General features: G+C 62.2%; 19 protein-coding genes. 10 read left to right on the forward strand and 9 right to left on the reverse strand.

Annotated features, from left to right (window positions below; genetic code table 11):
* Window positions 1-45 precede the first annotated feature (45 nt).
* The gene (locus tag J3A65_RS18460; RefSeq protein WP_062454239.1) at window positions 46-567 is read left to right on the forward strand and encodes a winged helix DNA-binding protein; all 522 of its coding nucleotides are present in this window, start codon (window positions 46-48) and stop codon (window positions 565-567) included.
* A gap of 10 nt (window positions 568-577) precedes the next feature.
* Here the strand turns inward: J3A65_RS18460 and J3A65_RS18465 are convergent, their stop codons facing one another.
* Window positions 578-1,402, reverse strand: a complete 825-nt coding sequence (locus tag J3A65_RS18465) for an alpha/beta hydrolase (protein WP_209902711.1) — start codon at window positions 1,400-1,402, stop codon at window positions 578-580.
* Between the two features lie 221 nt (window positions 1,403-1,623).
* Here J3A65_RS18465 and J3A65_RS18470 point away from each other — a divergent pair, with 221 nt between their 5' ends.
* Genes J3A65_RS18470 through J3A65_RS18495 form a run of 6 tightly spaced genes read left to right on the forward strand, consistent with a single transcriptional unit; the run spans window position 1,624 to window position 7,045 of the window.
* Entirely contained in the window at window positions 1,624-2,760 is a 1,137-nt protein-coding gene (locus J3A65_RS18470; RefSeq protein ID WP_209902713.1) for an ABC transporter substrate-binding protein, read from the forward strand.
* 9 nt (window positions 2,761-2,769) lie between these two features.
* Complete coding sequence (locus J3A65_RS18475; RefSeq protein WP_209902715.1) at window positions 2,770-3,693, forward strand: branched-chain amino acid ABC transporter permease; 924 nt, start codon at window positions 2,770-2,772, stop codon at window positions 3,691-3,693.
* A 19-nt stretch (window positions 3,694-3,712) separates the two neighbouring features.
* Complete coding sequence (locus J3A65_RS18480; RefSeq protein ID WP_209903611.1) at window positions 3,713-4,684, forward strand: branched-chain amino acid ABC transporter permease; 972 nt, start codon at window positions 3,713-3,715, stop codon at window positions 4,682-4,684.
* The gene (locus J3A65_RS18485; RefSeq protein WP_209902717.1) at window positions 4,677-5,426 is read left to right on the forward strand and encodes an ABC transporter ATP-binding protein; all 750 of its coding nucleotides are present in this window, start codon (window positions 4,677-4,679) and stop codon (window positions 5,424-5,426) included. Before J3A65_RS18480 ends, J3A65_RS18485 begins: the two co-directional genes overlap by 8 nt.
* A complete protein-coding gene (locus tag J3A65_RS18490) occupies window positions 5,423-6,109 on the forward strand; it encodes an ABC transporter ATP-binding protein (RefSeq protein ID WP_209903613.1) in 687 nt (228 codons plus the stop codon). The genes J3A65_RS18485 and J3A65_RS18490 overlap by 4 nt, the downstream gene beginning before the upstream one ends.
* A 3-nt stretch (window positions 6,110-6,112) precedes the next feature.
* Window positions 6,113-7,045 carry a glutaminase gene (locus tag J3A65_RS18495; RefSeq protein WP_062578522.1) on the forward strand — a complete coding sequence of 311 codons (933 nt, stop codon included), beginning with the start codon at window positions 6,113-6,115 and terminating at the stop codon, window positions 7,043-7,045.
* Window positions 7,046-7,125: 80 nt separating this feature from the next.
* On the opposite strand, the gene J3A65_RS18500 is transcribed toward J3A65_RS18495, so the two are convergent.
* The 4 genes from J3A65_RS18500 to J3A65_RS18515 form a co-directional block, all read right to left on the reverse strand.
* Entirely contained in the window at window positions 7,126-8,643 is a 1,518-nt protein-coding gene (locus tag J3A65_RS18500; protein ID WP_209902720.1) for a tripartite tricarboxylate transporter permease, read from the reverse strand.
* Between the two features lie 22 nt (window positions 8,644-8,665).
* Window positions 8,666-9,154 carry a tripartite tricarboxylate transporter TctB family protein gene (locus tag J3A65_RS18505; protein ID WP_062454230.1) on the reverse strand — a complete coding sequence of 163 codons (489 nt, stop codon included), beginning with the start codon at window positions 9,152-9,154 and terminating at the stop codon, window positions 8,666-8,668.
* Window positions 9,151-10,095: a tripartite tricarboxylate transporter substrate binding protein gene (locus J3A65_RS18510; RefSeq protein WP_062454229.1), complete on the reverse strand. Its 945-nt coding sequence runs from the start codon at window positions 10,093-10,095 to the stop codon at window positions 9,151-9,153. Before J3A65_RS18510 ends, J3A65_RS18505 begins: the two co-directional genes overlap by 4 nt.
* Before the next feature lie 230 nt (window positions 10,096-10,325).
* The gene (locus J3A65_RS18515) at window positions 10,326-11,393 is read right to left on the reverse strand and encodes an ABC transporter substrate-binding protein (RefSeq protein WP_209902722.1); all 1,068 of its coding nucleotides are present in this window, start codon (window positions 11,391-11,393) and stop codon (window positions 10,326-10,328) included.
* Between the two features lie 165 nt (window positions 11,394-11,558).
* Here J3A65_RS18515 and J3A65_RS18520 point away from each other — a divergent pair, with 165 nt between their 5' ends.
* From J3A65_RS18520 to J3A65_RS18530, 3 genes are all read left to right on the forward strand, one after another.
* Window positions 11,559-12,065 carry a DUF1993 domain-containing protein gene (locus J3A65_RS18520; RefSeq protein WP_113109267.1) on the forward strand — a complete coding sequence of 169 codons (507 nt, stop codon included), beginning with the start codon at window positions 11,559-11,561 and terminating at the stop codon, window positions 12,063-12,065.
* An 84-nt stretch (window positions 12,066-12,149) separates the two neighbouring features.
* Complete coding sequence (locus J3A65_RS18525; RefSeq protein WP_062454226.1) at window positions 12,150-12,827, forward strand: response regulator transcription factor; 678 nt, start codon at window positions 12,150-12,152, stop codon at window positions 12,825-12,827.
* A complete protein-coding gene (locus J3A65_RS18530) occupies window positions 12,824-14,206 on the forward strand; it encodes a sensor histidine kinase (RefSeq protein ID WP_209902724.1) in 1,383 nt (460 codons plus the stop codon). The genes J3A65_RS18525 and J3A65_RS18530 overlap by 4 nt, the downstream gene beginning before the upstream one ends.
* A gap of 5 nt (window positions 14,207-14,211) precedes the next feature.
* On the opposite strand, the gene nagA is transcribed toward J3A65_RS18530, so the two are convergent.
* The 4 genes from nagA to J3A65_RS18550 are packed head-to-tail and all read right to left on the reverse strand — an operon-like array spanning window position 14,212 to window position 18,062.
* Entirely contained in the window at window positions 14,212-15,372 is a 1,161-nt protein-coding gene (gene nagA, locus J3A65_RS18535; RefSeq protein WP_192087721.1) for an N-acetylglucosamine-6-phosphate deacetylase, read from the reverse strand.
* On the reverse strand, window positions 15,369-16,397 hold the full coding sequence (locus J3A65_RS18540; RefSeq protein ID WP_245341588.1) for an SIS domain-containing protein: 1,029 nt from the start codon (window positions 16,395-16,397) through the stop codon (window positions 15,369-15,371). Before J3A65_RS18540 ends, nagA begins: the two co-directional genes overlap by 4 nt.
* Window positions 16,398-16,407: 10 nt before the next feature.
* Complete coding sequence (locus J3A65_RS18545; RefSeq protein WP_062454222.1) at window positions 16,408-17,172, reverse strand: GntR family transcriptional regulator; 765 nt, start codon at window positions 17,170-17,172, stop codon at window positions 16,408-16,410.
* Window positions 17,169-18,062 carry an N-acetylglucosamine kinase gene (locus J3A65_RS18550; RefSeq protein ID WP_209902726.1) on the reverse strand — a complete coding sequence of 298 codons (894 nt, stop codon included), beginning with the start codon at window positions 18,060-18,062 and terminating at the stop codon, window positions 17,169-17,171. The genes J3A65_RS18545 and J3A65_RS18550 overlap by 4 nt, the downstream gene beginning before the upstream one ends.
* Window positions 18,063-18,174: the final 112 nt, after the last annotated feature.

The following is an 18,174-nucleotide window of genomic DNA, read 5'->3' on the forward strand; positions in this document are numbered from 1 at the left end:
GCCGTGGCAATCGTGCCGCGGCGCCCTCTCATTCCGGAGAAGCTCATGTCCGAACCGATAGACACTGTTGGCCCGATCGTTTCTTCGGAGCACCTGGCAAGCGGCGCGCTGCCGGCTCTGTCCGAAATCGAGTTCGGCCTCACCATGCTCAATCATGCGTTCAGCCGCTGGATGGTGCGCTGCATGGCGGCATCCGGAGTGCCCGACCTTTCGACCGTCGACATTCTCGTCCTCCACAACGTCAACAGCCGCAACAAACCGAAGACGCTGGCCGATATCGCGCTCGTCCTCAATATCGAAGACACCCACGTCGTGACCTACGCGCTCAAAAAGCTGGAACGGCTGAAGCTGATCAAGTCCGGCAGACGCGGCAAGGAAAAGCTGGTCATGGTGACGGAAGCGGGCGCTGCCGCCTGTGCCCGCTACAAGGCGATGCGTGAAAGCCTGCTCGTCAAATCCGTGCTGGCGACCGAAGTGTCTGCAGACTCCCTGTCGGATGTCGCAGCCCGCCTTCGCGCCCTGTCCGGCCATTACGATCAGGCCGCCCGCGGCGCCGCGTCTCTCTAGCGACGAAACGCTAGGACAGAAGCGCCCTCGTCAGCGGATGGTTAGGATCGGATAGCCCGTACAGAACCGTGAAATGGTTTCTGTCCGGCTCCTCGACGGCTTCGGTCTCGGCCCCCAGACCCTTCCAGATATTGGCGAGCAGTGCGTTCTGTCGAAGGAATTCCGAGCGCTCGTTGCCACCCACCCAGCAGGTGAGGCGCGTGTTCGGCAGGGGTTCCAGCAAGGCCGGGCTTTCGCGCTGCGCCTCGTCAGGATCGATCCGCTGCTTCTCGTTCATCTTCGTCTTCATGATCGGGCGAAGGTCATGCACGCCTGAGATCGACACCGTGTTGACGATGCGGTCTCGGACGGTCTCTGCGAGTGGCGACGTGGTGGTGATCATCCGCGTCACCAGATGCCCGCCCACCGAATGCCCGGCAAGCCGTATCGGCCCGTCCACCAGATCTGCTGCGGCCGTGATGGCCTGGCCGATCTCGCGGGTGATTTCAGCGATCCGGTTTTCCGGCGCAAGCGTGTAGGCCGGCAGTGCCACCGCATATCCGCTTTCCAGCGAGCCATGGGCGAAATGCGACCAGTAGCTATTGTCGAGTGCGATCCAGAAGCCGCCATGGACATAGACGACAAGGCCTTCCGGCTTTCCGGCGGGAAGGAAGAGATCGAACCGGTTGCGCGGCTTGTCACCATAGGCAATGCCGAGCTTTGCACGGCCCTCGGCCACGAGCGTTTCGCGGTACAGTCTTGCCGGTTCCACCCATGCGGCAGGCCAACGATCGCCCTTTGGAATGTTCGGGCCATTGGCATAGGCGTCGTCCCAGTCGATGATCCCGTGGCGCATGTGATTGTCTCCTGTTCGATCCGACAAGCGTCATAACCCGCCCCCGATGTCGCTGGAAAGCCTGCGCTGCTGTTCGAAGACTTCTCCTCGTCGGCATAGTTTGCTTTGTGATGCTTTTTGCGCTTGCACGCGGTGGAAGTTTGCCGGCGAATGTGGAAGGTAACGGTTTCACCGCCATCGATGGATTGGCGGAGCAGGGGATAAAAAAGGGGAGAATGACGATGAAGAAAATCCTGGTCGCCGCCACGATGGCACTCAGCCTCGGCGCATCCGGTCTGGCGATCGCCGAACCGCTCAAGATCGGCATGATCACCACTCTGTCAGGCGGCGGTGCAGGCCTCGGCGTCGATACGCGCGATGGCTTCATGCTGGCGATCAAGCAGTCCGGCAACAAGGATATCACCGTCGTCACCGAAGATGATGCGCAGAAGCCGGAACTCGCCGTCCAGATCGCCGACAAGATGATCCAGAGCGACAATGTCGACCTGCTCACCGGCATCGTCTGGTCGAACCTTTTGATGGCCGTCGTGCCAGGCGCGGTCGCGCAGGACAAGTTCTACGTCTCGACCAATGCCGCACCCGCAGCGCTCGCCGGTGCCGGCTGCAACAAGCTCTATTTCAACGCGGCCTATCAGAACGACAATCTTCACGAAGCTGTCGGCGAATATGCCAACAAGTCCTACAAGAAGATGTTCATCCTGGCGCCGAACTATCCGGCCGGCAAGGATTCGCTGACCGGCTTCAAGCGCTATTACAAGGGCGAACTGGCGGGCGAAGTCTATACGAAGGTTGGCCAGACCGATTACGCTGCCGAAATCGCCCAGATGCGGGCATCGGGTGCAGACGGCATCTTCGTCTTCCTGCCGGGCGGCATGGGCATTTCCTTCATGAAGCAGTTTGCCCAGTCGGGTGTGAAGATCCCGGTCATGGGCCCGGGCTTCTCCTTCAGCCAGGATGTGTTGCCGGCCATCGGCGATGCGGCGCTTGGCGCCAAGGCATCGGGGCAGTGGGCTCCGGATTTCGATACCGACGTCAGCCGCAAATTTGTTACCGACTTCAAGGCGGAATACAATCGCCTGCCCTCGATCTATGCGCTCCAGGCCTATGATGCCGGTCAGCTCATCGCGTCGGCCGCCGCCAAGGCAGACGTCAAGGATACCGAGGCTTTCCGCGCCGAACTTCTGAAAGCCGACATCCAGTCGCCGCGTGGAAAGTTCAAGTTCAACACCAACCAGCATCCGATCCAGGATATCTACCTGACGGAAGTGGTGAAGAAGGACGGCGTTTTGACCAACAAGACGGTCGAGAAGATCTTTGCCGATCATGGCGATGCCTACGCCAAAGACTGCAAGATCTAAGGGAAGCATGTGACCATCTCGCTTGCTCTCGAGCAGCTGCTGAACGGCATCCAGCTCGGCGTCATGTTGTTTCTCATGTCTGCCGGGCTGACGCTGATCTTCGGCGTCATGGGCCTGATCAATCTCGCCCACGGCTCGCTCTATATGGTCGGCGCCTTCGCCTGCGCAGCCGTTGCAGCATTGACCGGGTCGTTCTGGCTCGGCCTCGTCGCCAGCCTCGCCTGTGCGGCGGCAGCCGGTGCCATCGTCGAGCTCGTGGTCATCCGCAGGCTCTATGACCGTGACCATCTCGATCAGGTTCTGGCGACATTCGCGCTGATCCTGATCTTTTCCGAGGGCACCCGCTGGCTGTTCGGCTCCTTCCCGCTTTATCTCGATATTCCGCCGTTGCTGCAGGGCGCGGTCGCTCTGCCGGGCGATGCAACCTATCCCGTCTACCGCCTGGCGATCATCGCCGTCGGTGCCTTGGTGGCGCTCGGCCTTTACCTGCTGATAGGCAAGACCCGGCTCGGCATGCGCATCCGGGCCGGCGAAAGCGACCGCGAGATGATCGGCGCGCTCGGCGTCGATATCCGCACGCTCTATACGCTGGTCTTTGCACTGGGCTCGGCTCTGGCCGGGCTTGCCGGCGCAATCGTCGGCCCGCTGCAATCGGTCCAGGTCGGCATGGGCGAACCGGTCCTCATCCTCGCCTTCGTGGTGATCGTCATCGGCGGCATCGGGTCGATCAAGGGTGCGCTCGTTGGCGCACTGCTCGTCGGCATCACCGATACGCTCGGCCGGCTTCTTCTGCCGCAACTGTTGACCCTGTTCATGGACCCGTCCCAGGCGGGCATGATCGGCGGCGCTGCGGCATCCATGCTGATCTACGTGGTCATGGCGGTCATCCTGTCGGTAAAACCTCGCGGCCTGTTTCCGCCAGCCCATGCATGAAAGCCGTTCAACGATGGTGCTGACCCGCGAAAACGCAGTCAATCTCACGCTGGCTGTGCTGCTGCTCGCTGTCCCCTTGATCGCGAGCGCGCTCGGCCAGCTGTTCTACATAACCCTTGCGACCCGGATCGCCATTCTGGCGCTGGCAGCGCTCGGCCTCAATCTTGCGCTCGGCCTCGGCGGCATGGTGTCGTTCGGCCACGCAGCCTTTTTCGGCATCGGAGGCTATGCGGCCGGCATTCTTGCAAGCCACGCGCTATCAGGCGAACCGCTTCTGTTCGATCTCTCGGGCACGGCGCAGATGCCGATCATCTGGCTGGTCGCGGTCATCGCAGCCGGTCTGGTGGCGCTCGCCATCGGCGCGCTCAGCCTGCGAACGTCAGGCGTCTATTTCATCATGATCACGCTCGCCTTCGCGCAGATGGTCTATTACTTCGCGATATCCTGGCCGGCTTACGGTGGCGAGGATGGGCTTTCGATCGCGGTGCGCAACCAGTTTCCGGGCACCAACACGATGCGCCCGCTCAATTTCTTCTTCGTCGCATATGCCGTTCTGCTGGCCGGCATCGGCCTTTTCGCGCTGATCCGTGCGTCGCGGTTCGGTGCGGCGCTGGTTGCCACGCGCCAGAACGAGATCCGCGTCGCCGCCCTCGGCATTGACCCCTACCGGATCCGGCTCGCGGGCTTCGTCATCTCGGCCATGATCACGGCCCTTGCCGGCGCGCTCTACGCAGATCTCAACCGCTTCGTCAGCCCGTCCATGCTCGCCTGGCACATGTCGGGCGAACTCATCGTGCTGATCATTCTCGGCGGCACCGGCAGGCTTTTCGGGCCGCTCGCCGGTGCAGCGCTTTATGTGGCCTTCGAGTTCGCGCTGGGCGGCCTTACCGAGCGCTGGCAGTTCTTCCTCGGTCTCATCCTTCTCGGCGTGGTGCTCTTTGCCCGCGGCGGATTGCTGGGCCTGCTTGCCGGAAAGACGAGACATGGTTGAGCCGGTCCTGCAGATAGACAATCTCGTCAAAAGCTTTGGAGCACTTCGTGCCACCGACGGCATCACGCTCGACCTGAAGCCCGGCGAAATCCACGCATTGATCGGCCCGAATGGTGCGGGCAAATCGACCCTGATCCACCAGATCTGCGGCACGCTTAGGCAGGACAGCGGCACGATCCGCCTGGCAGGCCAAGACATCGGCGCACTGAGCGCTGCCGCCCGAGCCCGCCGCGGGCTCGGTCGCACGTTTCAAGTGTCATCGCTGGCGCCGGAATTTTCGGCGCTGAGAAATGTCATGCTGGCGGTGCAGGCAAGGCAAGGGTCGAGTTTCGGCTTCTTCCGACCTGTCATGCGCGACAGATCGCTGATCGATCCTGCAATGGCGATCCTCGAGCGCGTCGGCCTCTCCGACCGGGCACGCCTGCCGGCGGCCGAGCTTTCCCACGGCGAGCGCCGCCAGCTGGAGATCGCCATGGCGCTGGCCCTGCAATCGAAGGCTCTGCTTCTCGACGAGCCGATGGCGGGAATGGGGCCGGAGGGTTCGAAACGGCTTACAGGCTTTCTCGATACGCTGCGCCAGGAAGCCCCGATCCTGCTTGTGGAACACGATATGGATGCCGTCTTCGCGCTGGCCGACCGGATTTCGGTTCTGGTCTACGGCCGCATCATCGCAACCGGCACGGTCGAGGATATAAGGCGCGATCCGGCGGTCCGCACCGCGTATCTCGGAGATCATGCCTGATGCTGCTCGATGTCCAGGATATCGCCACTTTCTACGGCAGCAGCCAGGCGCTGTTCGGCGTCGAATTTGCGGTGGCGGAAGGCGAGGTCGTGGCGCTGATGGGCCGCAACGGCATGGGCAAGTCCACGACCATCAAGTCGATCTGCAATCTCTTGAGCCCGAAAACCGGCCGCATCGTCTTCGATGGTAAGGACACCGGGAAGCTGGCCCCCTACAAGGTGGCGCGGCTGGGTGTGGGGCTCGTCCCCGAGGGCCGCCGCTGTTTCCCGAACCTGACCGTTCATGAAAACCTGGTCGCCGCCGCAAGACCCGGTGAATGGACCGTCTCAGAGATCAATGCCCTGTTTCCCCGTCTGGAGGAACGGCATGCGCAGATGGCGAGATCGCTTTCAGGTGGCGAGCAGCAGATGCTGGCGATCGGACGCGCGCTGATGACCAATCCGCGCCTGCTGATCCTCGACGAGGCGACGGAAGGGCTTGCCCCTGTCATCCGCCAGGATATCTGGAAGGCGCTGCGCCAGTTGAAGACGAAGGGCCTGTCCATTCTCCTGGTCGACAAGACGCTGTCCGAGCTCTTGCCGGTTGCCGACCGGTGCGTCATCCTCGAAAACGGCAGAAGCGTCTGGACCGGCGCCCCAGCCGATCTGACACCAGGGTTGCAGGATCGATATCTCGGAGTGTGAGCAATGACGGACGATCTGCAGGCCATCGTCGATCGGATCCACGCCAAGCTGCAGAGCCGGCTGGGCGAGGGAAAAGTGGCCGACTACATTCCCCAGCTTGCCCATGTCGATCCACGCAAGTTTGGCATGGCGGTCGTCACCGTCGACGGCAAGGTCCATAGCGCTGGTGATTGTGCCGAACCCTTCTCGATCCAGAGCGTGTCGAAGGTTTTCACGCTGACGCTCGCACTCGGCAAGCATGGCGAAACCACCTGGAACCGGGTCGGTCGGGAGCCGTCGGGCTCTCCCTTCAACTCCATTGTCCAGCTCGAACAGGAGGCCGGAAAGCCCCGCAACCCCTTCATCAATGCCGGCGCGATTGCCGTCAGCGATCTCGTTCTTGCTGGCCATACGCCGCGCGAGGCGATCGGGGAGATCCTGCGCTTCGTCCGCTATCTGGCGGATGACGAAACGATCGCGATCGACCCGTCGGTTGCGAAATCCGAGGAAGCGACCGGCTACCGAAATTTTGCGCTTGCCAATTTCATGCGCTCTTTCAACAAGCTCTCGCATCCGGTCGAGCATGTGCTCGGCGTCTATTTCCACCACTGCGCCATCTCCATGACTTGCACGCAGCTGGCGCGGGCCGGTCTATTCCTCGCCGCCAATGGCCGCAACCCGATGACCGGGCACACCGTGGTCTCAAGCCAGCGGGCACGGCGCATCAACGCCCTCATGCTGACCTGCGGCCACTATGACGGCTCCGGCGAGTTCGCTTATCGGGTCGGGCTTCCCGGCAAGAGTGGTGTCGGCGGCGGCATCATGGCCGTGGCGCCGGGACGCGCATCAATGGCCGTCTGGTCTCCAGGTCTCAATCAGAACGGCAATTCGCTGGTCGGTTCGCTCGCCCTCGAAATGCTGGCGGATGAAACCGGCTGGTCCGTGTTCGGGCACTGACACAACACTCCCTTCAAAACAGAAAGCCCGGCCTCCTTTCGGAAGACCGGGCTTGTTTCGTTGGGGGAAGGCTGAGGTCCTCAGTCTTCGCTGGCTGCCATCTGGTTCAGCACGTTGCCGCGTCCGCGCATGCGCAGCACCAGCGGTACGATCAGGGCAGCCGCTGCCACGAGCAGCAGGCCTGCGGCGATCGGCGAGGTGAACAGCACCGTCACGTCGCCCTGGCTGATAGACAAGGCACGGCGCAACTGCTGCTCGGCCAGCGGGCCAAGGATCAGGCCGACGATCACAGGCGCGATCGGGTAATCGAACACGCGCATGATGTAGGCGACGAGACCGAAGACGAGCAGCATGCCAAGCTCGAACACCGACGGATTGGCGCCGATCGTGCCAAGCGTCGCAAACACGAGAATGCCGGCATAGAGCCAAGGCTTCGGGATCGTCAGCAGCTTCACCCATAGACCGACCAGCGGCAGGTTCAATACCAGCAGCATCAGGTTGGCGATGAGAAGCGAAGCGATCAGACCCCAGACCAGCTGCGGGTTGGTGACAAACAGCAGCGGGCCAGGCTGCAGGCCATATTGCTGGAAGCCGGCCAGCATGATGGCAGCGGTCGCCGACGTCGGAAGACCAAGCGTCAGAAGCGGCACGAGCGTACCGGCGGCGGATGCGTTGTTGGCAGCTTCCGGACCGGCAACACCTTCGATCGCACCATTGCCGAACTCTTCAGGATGCTTGGAAAGACGCTTTTCGGTCGCATAGGAGAGGAAGGTGCCGATTTCTGCACCACCGGCCGGCATCGCGCCGATCGGGAAGCCGATGACGGTACCGCGCAACCAGGCTTTCCACGAACGCGCCCAGTCCTGGCCGGTCATCCAGACCGAGCCCTTGATCGCTTCCACCTTGTCGGGAGCCTGGGCACCCTGGGCTGCGATAAACAGCGTCTCGCCGATCGCAAACATGGCAACCGCCATGGTCGTGACCTCGATGCCGTCGAGAAGGTCAGGTACGCCGAAGGAGAGGCGGTTCTGGCCGGTCAGCTGATCGATGCCGACAAGCGACAAAGCAAGGCCGATGAACAGAGATGTCAGGCCACGCAGCGTCGAGTTTCCGAAAGCCGAGGAGACTGTGACGAAGGCGAGAACCATCAGCGCGAAATATTCGCGCGGACCGAACACCAGCGCCAGCTTGACGATATAGGGTGCAACGAAGGCGAGCGCGAGCGTGGCGATCAGGCCGGCCACGAAGGAACCGATCGCAGCTGTTGCAAGCGCTGGCCCCCCGCGTCCTGCGCGGGCCATCTTGTTGCCCTCGAGCGCAGTGACGATCGAGGCGCTTTCGCCTGGCGTGTTGAGAAGAATCGAGGTCGTCGACCCCCCGTACATGCCGCCGTAATAGATGCCGGCAAACATGATCAGCGAGCCGGTCGCATCCAGCTGGTAGGTAACGGGCAGAAGCAGCGCGACGGTGGTTGCCGGGCCGATGCCGGGCAGCACGCCGACCATCGTGCCGAGCGTTACGCCGACGAGCGCGTAAAACAGGTTCATCGGCTCTGCGGCAGAGGCCAGACCCTGAAGAAGGAATTCGAAAGTGCTCATGGATTAACTCTCTGGCTCCAAGTTAAAGGAGCAGGTTTTCCAGCGGACCGGCGGGAAGGGAAAGCTGCAGGACGCCCGCAAACAGGTACCAGATGGCGAGACAGATCGCGATGCCGATCGGAATGCTGATATGCAGCCGACGGGCACCGAAGCCGCGTGCGGCGAAAGCGAAAAGCAGGCCCGTCGCAATCGAGAACCCGACGAACCGGATCAGGATCATCTGGGCGAGAAGCCCGGCGACAACCCAGGCGACGGGACCGAATTCCTGCCGTTCGCGCGCGGGGAAATCCCGACGGAATGCCGCAAAGACCGTCCAGATGGCAAGGCCGATCAGGCCGAAAGCGATCCAGTAGGGCACGGAGGCGGGGCCGACAGGCGAGTAGCCAGTCGTACTCGTCAGCCGCGACACATCGATGAAGATGACGGCGGCGACGATCGCGAGTACGGCTGCAATGGCAAGCGCCGCCCAATCAGGGCGGCGCTGTTCGGTAGTCGTGTTTTCAGAACTCATTTGACCAGTCCGATGTCCTTCAGGATGGTTTCCGTCGCAGCGATATCCTTGGCGAGCTGCTCATCGAAGGCCGGACCGGAGAGGTAGGTGTCCATCCAGCCCTTGGTCTTCAGGTTATCCTGCCAGGTCTTGGACTTTACCAGCTTCTCGATGTCGGCAGTGATGGTCTTCTTCTGCTCGTCGGAAATGCCCGGAGCAGCGGCAACCATGCGCCAGTTCTGCAGCACGACGTCGAGACCGGATTCCTTCAGCGTCGGGGCATCGATGCCGTCTATCTTCTTGTCGGACGAAATGCCCAGCAGTCGCAGTGAGCCGGCCTTGATCTGCGATTCGAACTCGCCGTAGGACGAGATGCCGGCCGTCACCTGGCTGCCCAGGATCGCGGCAAGTGCTTCGCCGCCACCGGAAAACGCGATGTAGTTGATCTTGGTCGGGTCTACGCCGGCAGCCTTTGCAATGAGGCCAGCGCCGATATGGTCGGTGCCGCCAGCCGAACCGCCACCCCAGGATACGGAACCCGGATCAGCCTTCAGCTTGGTGACGAGATCCGCCATCGTCTTGATGTCGGAAGAGGTCGGGACGACGATCACTTCGTATTCGCCGGTGAGGCGTGCGATCGGTGTGACGTCTTTCAGGGTTACCGGCGACTTGTTGGTGAGGATTGCGCCGACCATGACGTAACCGCCAACCATCAGAGCGTTCGGGTTGCCCTTCTGCTGGCTGGCGAACTGGGCGATGCCGATCGTGCCGCCGGCGCCGGGTACGTTCATGACCTGGACGCGGTTGGAGATCTTCTCCTGCTGCAGGGCGACCTGCATCGTGCGGGCCGTCTGGTCCCAGCCGCCGCCCGGCGCTGCCGGTGCCATGACCGAATAGTCAGCCGCTACGGCCGGGAAGGCGACTGCGCCCGCGAGGAAAGATGCGATGAGAAAATGTTTCAAGGGTATGTCCTCCGTTGACGTCCTTTTGGACGAAATCTTTGATGGCGCAACGGTAGGATCGATTTGAGCGGACTGGTGCCGTCCGTTGATCTCCTCCCGTCACCGATCGAGTCCGCCTCCGAACGGGTCTCGAATGGTTCTAAGGCAGCATAACAAGCTGACATCTACCTGACATTTCCCTGACTGCGTCTGTTTGACAAGGGTAAATGCCTCAAAATCGCCAGAATTGATCACTGCTGGCGCAAGACCTCGTTCCATTTCGAGATCAGCCGTGCCCGTTTCACCTGATCGAGATAGACCATCAGCCCGAGACTGACCGGCACCGGCTTCAATTGGCCGCCCAGTATCTCGCGCATCGTCGTTGCGGTGTTGTTGCCGGACACTTCGGGACTGACGGCCGGGATCTGCAGTTCGCGGGCCATGATCGTCTGACCCTCCTTCGACATGAAGAATTCGAGGTAGCGCTTTCCGAGATCGGCACGTTCAGCTGCTTGCGGCACCAGCCCGATACGCGACATGACTACCGTGTAATCCTTCGGCAGCACGATCCCGACATTCGGGTTCCGTGAGGCCCAGTCGGCGGCGTAGGATCCGACGATATTGTAACCCATCAGGAAACGGCCATCCGCCACCCTCTCGAGGATGGCGCCGCTTGTCGAATAGAGTTTGACGCCCGCTTCGCCCATCGCCCGCACCACCGACCAGATGTCCCCGAACTGTTCCTGGTCGCGCGACATGAACAGGAAGCCGACACCGGAGCGTTCGATATCGTAGGTGCCGATGCGGCCATGCGCCTGGTCACCCTGGCGCGCCAGAAACGCGATGAACTCGGCGCGGGTGGCAGGCGGCGCCTCGTTCTTGAAACTCGGCTTGTTGTAGACGAACACGGCCGGCTCAAAGGTCAGCGCGTAAACCGTATTGCGCCAGTTCGCCCACTCGGGCCATCGCCCGCTCATCGGCAGGTCGCTCGCTTGGGCGTAACCGTCATTGGCAAGCTTGACCTGGAGATCCATGGCCGACGAAAACGCGAAATCTGCTGTCTTGTGGCCCGCGTCGGTCTCCCGCACGATCCTGTCGTAGATCTCTCCCGTCAGCATGTCCTCGTAGGACACCGCCACATCTGGGTTGGACGACTGGAAGCCTGTGATCATCGGCTTGGCAAGAGGCTCGTCCAGCGACGAATAGACGGTAAGGACAGGCGCATCCTTGTTGCCCGAGAGGGCAGGAAACATCAGCACTTCCGCGACGGCCAGATGCGGCGCAGCGATGAGACAAAGACAGAGGAGAAGCTTTTTCATTGCGGGCAAGAATGCCCGACCCGGGCGCTTGCGGCAAGCCGTTGGAAATCCATCACTGGCGTCCGGAATGCAGGGCTCGCGGTTTACCGCTCCCCTGTTGTATTGCCGGTCGCCGTTATTACCTGTGAATGGCGATTTCCCCACCAGCCCTTTGAGGTTACAACCATGTCGCTTTCCCTATACGACGTCTCCGTCCCGGCGTTTATCCGTGGATTTGCCAATCTCTCCGAGATCCTGAAGAAGGCCGAAGCCTTCGCCGACGAGAAGGGCATTCCCCACAGCCAGCTTCTCGAAGCGCGCCTGATCGAGGACATGCTGCCGCTGACGGGGCAGATCCAGCGCGCCAGCGACACGGCCAAGTTCGTCCCGGTGCGCGTCGGCCAGCTCGAAAACGTCGCGATGGAGGATAACGAAGTCACGTTTGCCGATCTCCATGCCCGCATCGACAAGACGGTCGCCTTCCTGAAGACCGTCGTTCCCGCCAGCATGTCCGGTCGCGACGAGGCCGAGGTCGTGCTGAAGACCCGGTCCGGCGAGATGAAATTCACAGCCACCGACTACGTTCTCGGGTTTGCCCTGCCCAACTTCTATTTCCACCTCACCGCCGCCTACGCGATCCTCCGCCACAAAGGCGTACCCATCGGCAAGACCGATTATCTCGGCCGTAGCTAGGCGAGCTATCGGCAGACGCTGCTCTGTCCAGTGACAACCCCGCGTCCCGGCGATAAGAGTCAGCCGGAACGGGGAAATGACGGTTTGCGTATCCTTCTTGTCGAAGACAATCAGACGCTGGCATCGGGCCTTGCCGCGATTTTGCGCGGCAGCGGCTATGTGGTCGATCTCGTGGCCGACGGAACGTCGGCGGAGGCAACGGTTGCCGCCGAAAGCTACGATCTGGTTATTCTCGACCTCAACCTTCCCGAAATGGATGGTCTCGATGTTCTGAAGGCCATGCGCGCCCGCCAGAACCGGGCGGCGGTGATGATCCTCACCGCCCGCGGCACGCCGGAAGAGCGGGTCAAAGGCCTCGATCTCGGCGCCGACGATTACATGACGAAACCGTTCGACGTGCCGGAGTTCGAGGCGCGCATCCGCGTCCTTCTTCGCCGTCAAGCGGGCCTGCGAAGCTCTGTCATCACCTATGGCGGCGTCACTTTCGATCTGACCTCCCGAACCTTTTCGAGCCAGGGCGTGCCGCTCGATATCCCGGCGCGCGAGGTGGCCCTTCTCGAACTCCTCTTCATGCGGGCCGGAAAGGTGGTCTCCAAGGAGGCGATCATTCGTTCGCTGACAGGCTTCGACGACGACCTCTCGTCCAATGCGATCGAGCAGTATGTGAGCCGACTAAGAAAGCGGCTTGCCGTCTATGGTCTGACCGTCAAGACCGCGCGCGGCATTGGCTATTATCTCGAGAAAATGGCCTCTCCGGAATGACGCCGACAGCCGCCTATTCGCTCCGCCGCCGCCTCCTAGCGTGGCTGCTTCTCTCGACGGCGCTGATCGGTGGCGTCGCCATGTTCGACACATGGGATGAGGCGCTCGATACGGCCAATGAAGTGTCCGATCGCGTGCTTGCGGGGTCGGCTCTCGCGATCGCCGAGCGCGTGATCGTCGCGGAAGACGGAGCGCTCGAGGTCGACATCCCCTATGTGGCGCTGGAAATGCTGACCTCTGCCGCGCAGGACCGGGTCTTCTACCGCGTCGACGGGCCGCCCGGCACCTTCATCACCGGCTACCAGAACCTTCCCTCCATCGCGCGTCGGGAGGGCCAGGCGGTGGCGTTCGAGAACGCCAGCTTTCGGGGCGAGCCCATCCGGGTCGCCGTCCTTGCCAGATCCGCGTCGACCGGCATCCGCTCGGTTCCCTTCGTCGTCACGGTCGCCGAAACCACCATGGCCCGTGAACAGCTGACGCGCACCATCCTGATCCGGTCGGCGCTGCGAATCCTGTTCATGATCATCGGTGCCGCCGTGATCGTCTGGATCGCCGTCACGCTGTCTCTGCGGCCCCTCTATCGCTTCAGCGAAGCGATCGCCGAACGCAGCCCGGACGATCTGCATCCGATCGGGGAAAGAGTACCGAACGAGGTTCAGGGCCTGGTCGATACCGTCAATTCGTTCATGGTGCGGCTCGAAGGCGCGTTGAATGCCCTGCGCCACTTCACCGGCAATGCCAGCCACCAGCTCCGAACTCCGCTCGCAATCGTGCGCACACAGCTCGCACTTGCGGACCGGGCGGACGATCTGGCCACGGCAAAGACCGCAGTCCGCAAGGCGGATGAAGCGGTCGCCGGTGCCGAACATATCCTCGCGCAACTGCTGCTGATGGCAAAGATCGATGCGGCAGGGCGCTCGGCCGCATTCCGCAAGCTCGATCTCACCGATCTCGTCCGCGGCCTGACGGGAGATCATGTTCCGGGCGCCGCCGATCGTGGCATCGACCTCGGGTTCGAAGGAGAGGGCGCAACTGAGGTCAACGTCGAGCCGCTGCTGATCGGCGAACTGGTGAAGAACCTGATCGTCAACGCGATCCTTCATGCGGGCTCCGGCACGGAGGTCACCGTCCGCATCGAACGGAGTGGCGAGACGGCCCGGCTCGAGGTGGAGGATAACGGCCCGGGCATTCCGCCCGAGAAGCGAGCTACCGTGCTCGAACGGTTCGGACGTCTCGGCCGCGGCGATGCATCCGGCACCGGTCTCGGACTGCCGATCGTCGAAGAGATCGCCCGCCTTCACGGCGCTGCCCTGTCGCTTCACGATGGCTCAGGGGGCACAGGCTTGAAAGTCCGGATCGATTTTCCGCTGGCGGGATAGGCTCTTCAGATCTGTGCGTGCGCACATTCTCCAGAAATCCAGGTGCTTCTCATGGAAAGATCCGCGCCAAGGATAACGAAATCCGCATCATATCCGGGCTTCAGAAAGCCTTTCTGGTCTTCGATGCGCGCCGCCTGCGCCGGATAGGCGGATGCCATGCGCAGGGCTTCCTCCAGCGACAGGCCTAGATTGCGGTGCACGTATTGAACCGACGAGATCATGTCGATATCGGCGCCGGCCAGCGTCCCGTCGGCGAGCGTCAGCCGGCCATCCTTGCGCAGGATTTCGCGGCCGTTGAGCGTGAAGGATGTCATGTCGGTCCCGATCGTCGACATCGCATCGGTCACCAGGAATATCTTTCCGGGACCTGCCTTGGCGCGCAGAGCTGCCCCCATTGCAGCGGGATGCACATGGATGCCGTCGGCGATCAGGCCGGCATAGAGTGCTCCCGTATCGAGCGCCGCCCCGACCAGCCCCGGTTCGCGGTGACCGAGAGGGCTCATGGCGTTGAAGAGATGCGTGACCGTGCGGATACCGGCCTTGGAATAGGCCGCCGCCGTATCGTAGCTCGCTTCCGTGTGACCGAGGCTGACGATGATGCCGGCGTCTGCGAGCTTTGTGACCTGTTCTTGCGTCACGCTTTCCGGCGCAATGGTCACCATCAGCACATCGAGCGCCCGTCCGCAGGAGAGCATCAGATCGAGGTCGCGATCCCCCATCGGGCGGATGAGCTTGGGGTCATGCGCTCCCTTGCGGGCAACAGACAGATGCGGGCCCTCCAGATGCAGTCCGAGAAAGCCGCGAATGCCCCGCTTCTTTGCGTCCATGCCGGCAGCAACGGTCCGGGCGGAAATGTCAGGTGTGTCGGTGATCAAGGTCGGCAACAGTGCCGTCGTCCCAAACTTCGCGTGGGCAGCGCAGATCGTGGCGATCCCCTCGACCGTCGGCTCTTCGTTGAGGAGCACGCCACCGCCGCCATTGACCTGCAAGTCGATAAAGCCCGGAGCAATGATCTCGCCACCGTCGATCCTCTCGATCTCAGGTGCGAGCGAAGCCGAAGGCTGGATGTGATCGATCCGGCCGTTCGAAAACACGACCGCGGCATTCTCATGCCAGTCGGCGCCGTCGAAGATGCGGTTTGCAGTCAGAGCCTTGAGGTCGGTCATAGGGTTTCGGTGACTTTGTTGAGGGCTGCCGGCTGATCGGGATCAAACCCTTTGGACCGCGACCAGGCTTCGACGAAACCGTAAAAGGGCACGATCAGCGCCAGCGCGTCGGTCAGCGGATGGCCGGTTGCGACGAATGGCAGCTTTCGGGCAGCCGTGACCTTGTCGGAGGTCGCGTAGGCGAGCGCGCCCTTGGCCGCGAAATTGTCTGCGATCTGCACCGCGGAAGCTTCCGCCGCGTCCCGTGCGGCAAATGTCAGCACCGGAAAGCGCTTTTCGACGAGCGCCACCGGACCATGCAGGACTTCAGCCGCGGAATAGGCCTCCGCATGCATGTTGGACGTTTCCTTGAATTTGAGCGCAGCCTCGCTGGCGATTGCTAGCGCCGGGCCACGGCCGAGCATATAGAGCGAATCAGCGTCGCCGAGTTCGCTCGCAAACGCGCTCCAGTCGAGCTTGATGGCTTCATCGAAATGGCCGGGCATGGCGCGAACCGCCGCCTTCAGCCCGTCGTCACCGGTCCATTCGGAGAGAAGGGCGAGACCGGCGACAATCGAGCTGACGAAGGACTTGGTTGCCGCAACGGCAATTTCCGGACCCGCATTGATGTCGACCCCATAAAGCGATGCCTCGGTGATCGGCGACGGGAGCGTATTGGTCAGCGCAATCGTCACCGCCCCTGACCGGGTCGCAGCCTCCGCCATCGCGACGATGTCCGGGCTCTTGCCGGACTGGGAGATGGCGATCGCAGCACCACCGCCAAGCTGCAGATTGGCACCGTAGATTGAGGCAAGCGATGGTCCGAGCGAGGCAACCGGACGTCCCGCTGTCAACTCAATCGCATATTTGATGAACGTCGCGGCATGGTCGGAGGAACCGCGTGCGATCGTCACCAGGAAGGCCGGATCCTTGTCGCGCAGGGCCTGGCCGGCCTTGGCAATATCTGCCGCCGAACGGTCGAGCAATCGGGCCGTCGCCTCCGGTATCTCGTCGATTTCCTGGCGCATATGGGTCTTCATCGTCATCCTCGTCTGATCAGCTGTCGCCAAGCGAAAGCTCGGCCACGAAATCATAGGCATCGCCCCGGTAAAGCGAGCGGGTAAGCTCCACCACCCGGCCGGAGGCCAGGTAGGAAACGCGTTCGATCGACAGGCCCGCCGCCTCGATGGGCACTTCAAGCAGGCCGGCGTCGATCTTTTTCAGATTGGTCGCGGAGATCCGCTGGATGGCGCGTACCGGTCGCGCATCCTTCTTTTCAAGTTCCGCATAAAGCGACTGCTGGAGCGATACCGGGTTGGGCAGGAATTCTGCCGATATGCTGGCGCGCTCGATGGCAAGCGGCATGTCGTTCCCAAAGCGCAAACGTCCGATCCGCGCAACCATCGTGCCGGGTGCGAGACCCAGCATCATCATCTCTTCGGGCGAGGGATGAAACAATCCGCGCTCCAGCCACTCCGATCGGGAAACCAGGCCACGCCTTGCCATGTCCTCGGTGAAGGATGTCAGCTTGGTCAAGGGTTGCTCGACGCGCGACAGCGGTTTTACCACGAAGGTCCCGGATCCATGGCGGCGGGTCAGAAGCCCGTCCCGGACGAGATCGTCGACGGCCTTGCGCACCGTGACGCGGCTGACGCTCGCATAGTCGGCGAGATCCCGCTCCGCGGGAAGCGCGTCGCCGTGACCGAGCTTGCCGGACCGGATCGCATCTTCCAGGCTTTGGCGCAGCTTGAGATAAAGCGGGCCGGAGCCGCCGGACTGCAGGCCGTCGAGGGGGAGGATGGCCGTCAGCGTCTCGCTCATGCGCACGCCTCAATCCGGGCTCCAGATGCGAAGGCCTTGACGGCCAGTTCGACGGCGCCGGTCAGCGCGTCCGCCCGCGGCTCGGAAAGGCGACGCCTGTGCCTCTGGGCAAGATAGGGAGGATAAAGCGGTGCGAGACCGCCCAGCAGGCAGAGCTTGGTCTTGTCGCCGGATAGCGCGGTAACTGCATCGAGCGCTTCGTCGATCCCGGCTGCACCGGTATGGAGGATCCGCAACGCCGTCTCGTCGCCACGCCGCGCAAAGTCGAAAACCTTTGGCGTGTGACGACCGAAGTCGCCGGGCTTTGCCAGCCGCGCGAAATCGACGATCAGTTCCGGATTGTTGTCGAACTCGGCAAGGATTGCCTCGCAAAGCGGGGTCATCGGCCGTATCCGGTCAAAGGCAAGCAGGGTTTCCTGCAGCGCGAGCTGTCCCAGCCTTGCACCGCTGCCGAGATCGCTCACCTGAAACCCCCAGCCGGCGACGGATCTGAACTGACCCTGGCTGCGAATGATATAGACGGTCCCGGTCCCAACGATGCCGATCGCACCGTCTTCGTCACCGATCGCGCCCTGCAAGGCGATGACGCCGTCAGAAACGATCTGCGATCTGGCAAAGGGGAGACGTTCGGTCACATAGCCCACCGCGCCGCCGACATTGTTGCCGGCAAGACCCAGGATTGCAGATGCGGATGAAAGATCCGGCGTGAGCCCAGCATCTTCGAACGCCAGCTCTGCGGCTTCAGCAATATGCCTGAGGGCAGTGTCGGGATCGGTCAGGATATTGGAGGCACCGCTCTTGCCGCGGCCGAGCAGGGTGCCGTTCCTATCGGCCAGCGCCGCCCGGCAGCTTGTCCCGCCGCCATCTATCCCGATCACGTAATCCGCCATGGATACCTCCACGAAGAATGATACCAAAAAAATACCATTTACCAAGCGCGAAATTATTGATGCGGACAGAGCGGCGCTAACACGCTATTTTAACTCGATTATTAGTCCTAAA

The organism is Rhizobium sp. PvP014, assembly GCF_017876855.1.
Classification (GTDB): domain Bacteria; phylum Pseudomonadota; class Alphaproteobacteria; order Rhizobiales; family Rhizobiaceae; genus Neorhizobium; species Neorhizobium soli.

What these genes read in the sequence shown, in the direction of transcription:
- J3A65_RS18460 (WP_062454239.1), top strand. Translation starts at nt 46, where the DNA reads ATGTCCGAACCGATAGACACTGTTGGCCCGATCGTTTCTTCGGAGCAC.
- J3A65_RS18465 (WP_209902711.1), bottom strand. Translation starts at nt 1,402, where the DNA reads ATGCGCCACGGGATCATCGACTGGGACGACGCCTATGCCAATGGCCCG.
- J3A65_RS18470 (WP_209902713.1), top strand. Translation starts at nt 1,624, where the DNA reads ATGAAGAAAATCCTGGTCGCCGCCACGATGGCACTCAGCCTCGGCGCA.
- J3A65_RS18485 (WP_209902717.1), top strand. Translation starts at nt 4,677, where the DNA reads ATGGTTGAGCCGGTCCTGCAGATAGACAATCTCGTCAAAAGCTTTGGA.
- J3A65_RS18495 (WP_062578522.1), top strand. Translation starts at nt 6,113, where the DNA reads ATGACGGACGATCTGCAGGCCATCGTCGATCGGATCCACGCCAAGCTG.
- J3A65_RS18500 (WP_209902720.1), bottom strand. Translation starts at nt 8,643, where the DNA reads ATGAGCACTTTCGAATTCCTTCTTCAGGGTCTGGCCTCTGCCGCAGAG.
- J3A65_RS18505 (WP_062454230.1), bottom strand. Translation starts at nt 9,154, where the DNA reads ATGAGTTCTGAAAACACGACTACCGAACAGCGCCGCCCTGATTGGGCG.
- J3A65_RS18515 (WP_209902722.1), bottom strand. Translation starts at nt 11,393, where the DNA reads ATGAAAAAGCTTCTCCTCTGTCTTTGTCTCATCGCTGCGCCGCATCTG.
- J3A65_RS18520 (WP_113109267.1), top strand. Translation starts at nt 11,559, where the DNA reads ATGTCGCTTTCCCTATACGACGTCTCCGTCCCGGCGTTTATCCGTGGA.
- J3A65_RS18530 (WP_209902724.1), top strand. Translation starts at nt 12,824, where the DNA reads ATGACGCCGACAGCCGCCTATTCGCTCCGCCGCCGCCTCCTAGCGTGG.
- nagA (WP_192087721.1), bottom strand. Translation starts at nt 15,372, where the DNA reads ATGACCGACCTCAAGGCTCTGACTGCAAACCGCATCTTCGACGGCGCC.
- J3A65_RS18540 (WP_245341588.1), bottom strand. Translation starts at nt 16,397, where the DNA reads ATGACGATGAAGACCCATATGCGCCAGGAAATCGACGAGATACCGGAG.
- J3A65_RS18545 (WP_062454222.1), bottom strand. Translation starts at nt 17,172, where the DNA reads ATGAGCGAGACGCTGACGGCCATCCTCCCCCTCGACGGCCTGCAGTCC.
- J3A65_RS18550 (WP_209902726.1), bottom strand. Translation starts at nt 18,062, where the DNA reads ATGGCGGATTACGTGATCGGGATAGATGGCGGCGGGACAAGCTGCCGG.